Origin of the sequence: Bacillus sp. FSL R9-9410, assembly GCF_038050385.1 — a bacterium.
Classification (GTDB): domain Bacteria; phylum Bacillota; class Bacilli; order Bacillales; family Bacillaceae_G; genus Bacillus_A; species Bacillus_A cereus_U.
The window spans coordinates 64271-72667 of the sequence record NZ_JBBOTV010000005.1 but is presented as its reverse complement, the minus strand read 5'-3'; the positions used below and the strand labels follow the sequence as shown (position 1 = coordinate 72667).

The window sequence follows — 8397 nt, the reverse complement described above, 5'->3', positions numbered from 1 at the left end:
TCTACTAGTTTTTCATCACTATCTGTTACTTTTTTCGTTACTTTTGGCTGCTCTGTTGGTGGTGTTACATATACTTCATTGGAAACCATCGGTTTATTTCCACCGATGTGTAATTGACCTGTATTTGGCACACCATCTTTCACAAGATATTTTGCTAAATCTTCAGCTTTCACACCATCTTTGATTTTCGCATCAATCTTTAACGTGTATGTTTGGCCAGCTAAATACAAGTAACTGTTATCCTTTTTGTCGAAAACAAATTCTACTTTGTTTCCATCGACTTTTAGCTTACCTGTTTTTATTTCTTTTCCTTCAGAATCTACTAGCTTCGCTCCTTTTACTTCCAGGACACTTACTAACTCGTCTGTTAGACGTGCTTCTTTCCACGTCCCTGTACCATTACCCATCTTGTATGTCACATCGTATACAAATGCTTCATTTTGAGCTTTTAAAGTCGCTTTTTCTACTAGTTTTTCATCACTATCTGTTACTTTTTTCGTTACTTTTGGCTGCTCTGTTGGTGGTGTTACATATACTTCATTGGAAACCATCGGTTTATTTCCACCGATGTGTAATTGACCTGTATTTGGCACACCATCTTTCACAAGATATTCCGCTAAATCTTCAGCTTTCACATCATCTTTGATTTTCGCATCAATCTTTAGCGTGTATGTTTGGCCAGCTAAATACAAGTAACTGTTATCCTTTTTGTCGAAAACAAATTCTACTTTGTTTCCATCGACTTTTAGCTTACCTGTTTTTACTTCTTTCCCTTGCGAATCTACTAATTTCGCTCCTTTTACTGTTAGAACATTCACCAGCTCGTCTGTTAGACGTGCTTCTTTCCACGTCCCTGTACCATTACCCATCTTGTATGTCACATCGTATACAAATGCTTCATTTTGAGCTTTTAAAGCCGCTTTTTCTACTAGTTTTTCATCACTATCTGTTACTTTTTTCGTTACTTTTGGCTGTTCTGTTGGTGGTGTTACATATACTTCATTGGAAACCATCGGTTTATTTCCACCGATGTGTAATTGACCTGTATTTGGCACACCATCTTTCACAAGATATTTCGCTAGATCTTCAGCTTTCACATCATCTTTGATTTTCGCATCAATCTTTAACGTGTATGTTTGGCCAGCTAAATACAAGTAACTGTTATCCTTTTTGTCGAAAACAAATTCTACTTTGTTTCCATCGACTTTTAGCTTACCTGTTTTTACTTCTTTCCCTTGCGAATCTACTAATTTCGCTCCTTTTACTGTTAGAACATTCACCAGCTCGTCTGTTAGACGTGCTTCTTTCCACGTCCCTGTACCATTACCCATCTTGTATGTCACATCGTATACAAATGCTTCATTTTGAGCTTTTAAAGTCGCTTTTTCTACTAGTTTTTCATCGCTGTCTGTTACTTTTTTCGTTACTTTTGGCTGCTCTGTTGGTGGTGTTACATATACTTCATTGGAAACCATCGGTTTATTTCCACCGATGTGTAATTGACCTGTATTTGGCACACCATCTTTCACAAGATATTCCGCTAAATCTTCAGCTTTCACATCATCTTTGATTTTCGCATCAATCTTTAACGTGTATGTTTGGCCAGCTAAATACAAGTAACTGTTATCCTTTTTGTCGAAAACAAATTCTACTTTGTTTCCATCGACTTTTAGCTTACCTGTTTTTACTTCTTTCCCTTGCGAATCTACTAATTTCGCTCCTTTTACTGTTAGAACATTCACCAGCTCGTCTGTTAGACGTGCTTCTTTCCACGTCCCTGTACCATTACCCATCTTGTATGTCACATCGTATACAAATGCTTCATTTTGAGCTTTTAAAGTCGCTTTTTCTACTAGTTTTTCATCACTATCTGTTACTTTTTTCGTTACTTTTGGCTGTTCTGTTGGTGGTGTTACATATACTTCATTGGAAACCATCGGTTTATTTCCACCGATGTGTAATTGACCTGTATTTGGCACACCATCTTTCACAAGATATTTCGCTAGATCTTCAGCTTTCACATCATCTTTGATTTTCGCATCAATCTTTAACGTGTATGTTTGGCCAGCTAAATACAAGTAACTGTTATCCTTTTTGTCGAAAACAAATTCTACTTTGTTTCCATCGACTTTTAGCTTACCTGTTTTTATTTCTTTTCCTTCAGAATCTACTAGCTTCGCTCCTTTTACTTCCAGGACACTTACTAACTCGTCTGTTAGACGTGCTTCTTTCCACGTCCCTGTACCATTACCCATCTTGTATGTCACATCGTATACAAATGCTTCATTTTGAGCTTTTAAAGTCGCTTTTTCTACTAGTTTTTCATCGCTGTCTGTTACTTTCTTGCTTATTTTTGGCTGTTCTGTTGGCGGTGTCACTTTTGGAACATTTGATACATATGGTTTATCATCAATTTTTAAAGTGGCTTTGTTAGGCACACCGCCTTCTTTAATGAATTTTGCTAATTCAACTTCATTAGCTTTTTCTGCAATTTTCGCATCAATCACTAATGTATAAGATTTATCCGTTAAATGAGCAACTGATCCATTTTCTTGTGCATATTCAAAAGTTACCGTTTGGCCATCAATTTTCGCTGTACCTATCGAAGAAACATCTTGCCCGTTTTCATCCACTAACTTCACAGCAGTTGGCTCTAATACGTTTTCTAGCGTGTCATGAATACTTGCTTGTTTTGAATTTTGCATTTCTTTAAAACTTACATTCACTTTATATTGAAATGGCTCTTTTCGTTCTTTTAGATTCGCAAGATCCATTTTATCTTTTTCATCACTATCAGATACAGTCTTATTAATAGCTGGTTTACACATTTCTACAGGGGTCACTTCTACCTCTACATTTTTAACCGCTGTATCTTCATCCATGATTCTTGCTGAGCCTTCCGCAATAAGTTCTTTGGCTTTAACTGAATCTTTCGCTTTAACCTTATATGAAACTTCAAAATCACCTTGAACTTTTGATAAATCCCAGTGTATTTTATTTTCTTCCTGGCTAACTTTGTCAGGCTGTATTGTTCCACCAAAACTACCTGGAACAATTTCGAAATTTTCATTTACTCGATCTTCCATAAAGTCACCCATTCCTTTACGTACAGAACGAATAACATTTCGAATCGCTTCTCCTAAATCCGCAACATTACCTGTATTCACATCAAAAAACAAATTGTTAGTAGTTGTTTGTTTAATACGTTCATTAAACAACGGAACAAGAGCATCTTTTCTATCATCTAACACTCTAGTAAAATAACTATCGTCTTCCCAATAAACTGTAGCAAATTCATATCCTTTATCTTTGACCTGCTGGGCTTTTGCAACCATGTCAGCTGTTGAGCTTTCCCAATCGTTGAAATAATCCGCTTGATGTTTTCCTTGCATTTTCTCTTTCAGATGCATGATTCCATCTTCACGAACGTTCTGTGCCCCATCAGTCACAAGCATAAATACAGTTTTACGATCGTTTGTATCTCCTTTTGCTTGTTCATATTGATTCAAAGCTTCTGTAAGCCCATGTCCAGTTGGAGTCGTTCCACCAACTGGCATATTATTAATTGCTTGAATCGCTGAATCAACATTGCCTGTTAATGGTTGGTGTAATGGTGTTTCTAAATCCACACCAGCGGTTGCTGCTTCAGACCCATCCGGATTTACTATCCCACGGTCTCCGCGGAACCCTGATACCTGAATGCGATCCATGTCAGGTCGTAACTCAGTCACTGAACTTGCGACAAACGATTTCACATCATTCCAAATCCCTTTAAATGAACCGGATTGATCTTGCACTAGAACCAAATCTAATTTATCTTTTCCCAAAGTCTTATTCCCTTTTAAAGTCACTTGATATTCATTTGCACAAGGACGACCTGTTTGAGTTACATCACGATCAACCTCAGCCAATGCTCCCAAGGGATTCACCAACATAGTTGCTGTCATTGCTGTTGCAACTATTTTTTTAAAACGAGAGGATTGTCTATTCGACATCTTCTCCCTCCTTTTATTCAATTTCTAATTCTTAAAACAGTGATAACAGGCCTGCTGCATTTTGTAGAATACATGTTGGATTTCTTATTCTTATAGTCATTTCAACCTCTCCTTCTCATTTTTTAAATAAAACAAAAAAGCCTATCATTCACTGATAGACTTTTTTGTTTTATTTAATTGGTTTTAAAATTCAGCTCTCGATTTCCTTTTTATGTTCATCTGTCTTCATATAGCAAGGACTACACAAATCTCTGTAGTCCTTTATTCTCCAAATTAACGCTTTTATTCAGAAAGCTCTATGAATCTAGGAACTACTGATCCATCTTCTGCTGTCACTAATTCGTGAAACATTTTTGATGGTCTTACCCAAACTTTTCCTGTCTCTACAGAAATATAGACCACCATTTCCTCTTCAGTTTCACTATGGTAAGCAACCTCTGACAATGTACGATATAATCCACCTTTATAATGTCTGTATAACATTTCTTAATCATCCTCATTTCTTAATAAAATTCAAATTTGATTAAATTAACCCTTATTAATGGACAGACAATCAATTCCTCTCCAGAAATTACTCCGCTTGACGACTTATTCTATTTCTTTGACAGTAGCTACATCTGTCCATTCAATACATAACTTTCCTATATTAGATGGTTCAAGAACAGTAATAAATAAATCTTCCATCGTTTTATCATCTACATAACACTTGCATTTAAAGTACTCATTATCCCGTTCGATGAATGTTGTTATTTCGTATTTCTTACCTACTTCAAAGAAGTTCATAATCAGTTCTGATCTACCTTTACGTTCTAACTCATGATATTTTTCACGCATATCAAAAATTATTTCTACATCAGTTTGATAACGTGTTCCTTTAACCATTACCCATAACATACTAAGTATATACTTATCTAAATCGTTTTTATTTCTGGCACTATGTGCATTTGATGCAAGTTCAATCATTCGTTCCTCTTTTGTCTTATCACCCTTTTTAAGCATTCAAACCCCTCCTTTTATACAAAATTCAAATTCTATTGCAATCCATCAAATTATTCACCAAGACCATATAAGAATTATAGCTATCCATGTAGGAACAGTTAACAAAAGTGCGTTTCGGCAACCTACAAAAAAGGCTAGTGGATCTCCTTCTTCTTCTATTTCAATGAAATTCGGTTGCTGTTTAATAATTATCTCTTTAGCCACTCTTCCCATCCCCCATTTACCATCACATTATCTTGCTAATGAATCTTATGTGCCTAACAATATTTCCACTTAAAAAAATAAATTTTCTAAAACATAATGGACTAAAAGACATCCGAAAATCCCTAATGATAGAACTAAAACCCATAGAAATACGTTTTTCACACAGAATTTCATGATCAATTCCCCTTTTTGGCAATAAAAAAAGAACAGAATCATATAAATGACTCGGTTCTTCGTATGATATTTAGCTAATTCTAGTCGTTTTTTAGTTTGTTTTTTCAAACTTACGTGTTGCTTTTTCTGCTGTTTCTTTCAAAAAGGCTTCTTTATCCTTTGCATCATTAAATTTTTTCTCGAAATCATTATTCCAATTTACTACACCATTTGTTTCGGCCCCTACATTCCTCATAGAAAACCCATTTTTTGTTGGTGCCAATAAATAAAAATTTGGTTTCTGAAGAATAAAAGGATCAGCTCCACCATAACTTGTTTTTTTAGACATTTTAACCACAGTATATTTCCCACTATAGTATTCAGTAGGCTCTACTTTGTATATCGCATATTGATTATCATTATCTCGATATCCATGAACTTTCCATTCATTCTCATTTAATACTTCAATAAAAGAACCGTCTTTATACATATCTCCTTTTGCATACGGTAATGTTGGCCCCCCACATCCTACAAGAAAAGCACTTAATAATACAAATAATAGCGGTAACCATTTTATTTTTTTCACCATCGTCTCAACTCCCATTCTATTACCAATTACCTTTGTATATCATAACATATGGTAATACGAGACTACTTCATAACCTGAAATATAGTATTTATTTCTTATCTTCAGTTACTTCAGTAGTAGAAGTAATTACACAAAAAGAGCAGATTTACTAAGGATCTGCTCTTTTCTTTGAAATTCCTATATTAATTTTTTCTAGTTAAGCATCTTCTTTCGTTTTTTAAAATAAAAATATTAATAACATCATTAAAGTCATAACCCAAACCTTCACTCTAAATCAACAGTCCAATGCTTCCCTCTTTTCAAAGTAATGTTAGTTACAGTAAAAGAGTAAATAGTATTCATCTTATTACAAAAGACATCGATTGTTTTTCCTAGATTATATCTATCATCTAATTCTAATAAATTCACATTAATACATTTTGTATTTAGTATTTTTTTCACTTTGCTACTCAACATTGTTCACCCTTCCCATATTATTTTGGTTTTTTCGTCAAATTTTCATTATACATTGAAGCAATAACTTGCTGTGTTTTATATCGATACAACTCTGAATAGACTCTTTCTGATGGTTCTATCGTAACCATATACTCTGTTACTCCTACTAAATAGGCAAATCGTTTATTCGCACTTACTAGTATATTAATACTCGCTGACCAACTTGCTATCAATACTTTAGCGGCATCCATCATTTTTTTCTCAACACACTCAAAGGAGGAAATTACAAGAAATAGTTTTCTTCCCTCTTGCTTATTTGAAATTAGATGTTTCCTCGTCTTTTTTAAAGCTGCAATACATTCAGTAGCATTCGTGTACTCATTAAAATCAACATGAGCTACTAATGTATTATCATCTTGCAACATATCCATTAGCTCTTTTTGAAACACTATACTTTCAATCTTATCCCCTACAACAAGGCAACCTGTCGGATACTTGGGTTTACTTTTCAGGATATGTGCAATCTTCTTAATATATCTTGCACGATATTCATTTTCCATATTTATTACTCCTTTTGGTTCAGCTTCATATAGCTGTTCCAGCCTATCTATATAATAACTACTATTTGATCTGTTTAATTCTGCATAAAATTTTTCTAATGCTTTAAATCTATAAAATAAACGGTCTATTATTTCTACAATTATCAATGCGAGAAGAAGATTCTCCATTCATAAAAGTGGCGTTTTGCTTCGCTTCGCCCTCGCGTTAAAGGAATGCGTATACCGTTATGCGCTCAAGATACATCTTTCCATATCTGTCATGGCGCTATATCCCAATGTATAGCCCTTTAAATAGTCTGTAGCCCTTAAATTCACAATCCTTCTTGGTTCAAAGAATCTTTTGGGTAATTACTGGTATTCAGATCCCCTACAAAGAACTGCAAACTGTATGACATACAAATAGACCACCACCTAGTGCTTTATTTCAAGCTGCTATCTTTCAAGCGGTACATTTGACCCTCAGGGTTTATTCGTGTCTTTCTCCTTCTATAAACACCTTATATATCTTCAGTGGACGATAAAAAGGTATTTCACGAAATGGAGTGGCAAACAGTGGACGTGGCACTCCCCCAGCAACTATATCTAATTTTCAAAGAACGCTAGAAACCTAAATCCATGAATTGATAAATCATTAGAACTTTAATTGCTTTGGTTGGTATTTAAACTGCTCTAACTCTTTATTTACCCTATCCATTCATTAGATTTAGTTTTCACCTTTATGCATTTGAATTTCATGCACAATTAAAATGATCAAATTGTATAGTTATTAAGCTATTGTTTCTTTGCTTTTTCTTTATTAGTTTGCTTTCTTTCCCATTGCCATTCTAGTTTTTTATAAAACATCTTTACAGCTTCTTCCCAATACGCTTCTTTTATCTTCATATTAGCCAACCTTCTTTGCTTTCTTGATGAATTTAACTTCCATCAACTTAGCACTCTTATTAGATTTCTTAGCAATTACAACACCATAACTATTTCTAGCCAACTTTATGTATCTAAACATATGAGTTACTGGTACTTCACGTTTTTGTACTTGATCGTACAGATTACCGTTATCTAAAACAATATAATCTTTACCTTGAAACGTACTTACTGAATGAGCTTTCCCAATCAAAGTACTAGCATCCATTTCATTCAATACCCTTAAACTATGTTTCTTTTTATCAAATTCTTTTGCACGCATTAACATTCTCTCCAATCCTCTTAATGTGACAGTATGATTTTCTCAAGATCAACTATCCAAATTTCAACAAGTTCATTCAATTCAACTCAACCTAGATCACATAAAATCAAACAAAAGTTAAGGTGAGCATATATAAAATTTTCAACTGAAGGATCTCTTTCGGTTACAAAAACAAAAAAGACGTAGACCAATGTTTTAGTCTACGTCTTTTTCTTCGTAACCGAAGAACCACTTTAAAGAAAGATAATTATAGCAATATCAATAATAAATGGTATAATT

At 34.3% G+C, this 8397-nt stretch carries 8 protein-coding genes; all 8 read right to left on the bottom strand.

The features are described from left to right. A partial coding sequence (locus MKX77_RS30400) for an isopeptide-forming domain-containing fimbrial protein (protein ID WP_341308733.1) occupies nucleotides 1-3995 on the bottom strand: 3995 nt, incomplete at its 3' end. Between the two features lie 282 nt (nucleotides 3996-4277). Continuing rightward, on the bottom strand, nucleotides 4278-4478 hold the full coding sequence (locus tag MKX77_RS30395; RefSeq protein ID WP_258131583.1) for a DUF1653 domain-containing protein: 201 nt from the start codon (nucleotides 4476-4478) through the stop codon (nucleotides 4278-4280). 105 nt (nucleotides 4479-4583) lie between these two features. Continuing rightward, nucleotides 4584-4994 (bottom strand): hypothetical protein, encoded by a 411-nt coding sequence (locus MKX77_RS30390; RefSeq protein ID WP_341308732.1) that lies wholly within the window; start codon nucleotides 4992-4994, stop codon nucleotides 4584-4586. 54 nt (nucleotides 4995-5048) lie between these two features. Next, nucleotides 5049-5198, bottom strand: a complete 150-nt coding sequence (locus MKX77_RS30385; protein ID WP_341308731.1) for a hypothetical protein — start codon at nucleotides 5196-5198, stop codon at nucleotides 5049-5051. Nucleotides 5199-5463: 265 nt separating this feature from the next. Further along, on the bottom strand, nucleotides 5464-5940 hold the full coding sequence (locus tag MKX77_RS30380) for a DUF5512 family protein (protein WP_341308730.1): 477 nt from the start codon (nucleotides 5938-5940) through the stop codon (nucleotides 5464-5466). 264 nt (nucleotides 5941-6204) lie between these two features. Further along, entirely contained in the window at nucleotides 6205-6396 is a 192-nt protein-coding gene (locus MKX77_RS30375; protein ID WP_098362206.1) for a hypothetical protein, read from the bottom strand. A gap of 17 nt (nucleotides 6397-6413) precedes the next feature. Next, complete coding sequence (locus MKX77_RS30370) at nucleotides 6414-6935, bottom strand: hypothetical protein (protein ID WP_341308729.1); 522 nt, start codon at nucleotides 6933-6935, stop codon at nucleotides 6414-6416. A gap of 883 nt (nucleotides 6936-7818) precedes the next feature. Beyond that, nucleotides 7819-8118 carry a hypothetical protein gene (locus MKX77_RS30365; RefSeq protein WP_341308736.1) on the bottom strand — a complete coding sequence of 100 codons (300 nt, stop codon included), beginning with the start codon at nucleotides 8116-8118 and terminating at the stop codon, nucleotides 7819-7821. Nucleotides 8119-8397 lie beyond the last annotated feature (279 nt).

Coding starts and splice junctions, on each gene's coding strand:
- MKX77_RS30395 (WP_258131583.1), bottom strand. CDS start 4,478: ATGTTATACAGACATTATAAAGGTGGATTATATCGTACATTGTCAGAG.
- MKX77_RS30375 (WP_098362206.1), bottom strand. CDS start 6,396: ATGTTGAGTAGCAAAGTGAAAAAAATACTAAATACAAAATGTATTAAT.
- MKX77_RS30370 (WP_341308729.1), bottom strand. CDS start 6,935: ATGGAAAATGAATATCGTGCAAGATATATTAAGAAGATTGCACATATC.
- MKX77_RS30390 (WP_341308732.1), bottom strand. CDS start 4,994: ATGCTTAAAAAGGGTGATAAGACAAAAGAGGAACGAATGATTGAACTT.
- MKX77_RS30365 (WP_341308736.1), bottom strand. CDS start 8,118: ATGCGTGCAAAAGAATTTGATAAAAAGAAACATAGTTTAAGGGTATTG.
- MKX77_RS30380 (WP_341308730.1), bottom strand. CDS start 5,940: ATGGTGAAAAAAATAAAATGGTTACCGCTATTATTTGTATTATTAAGT.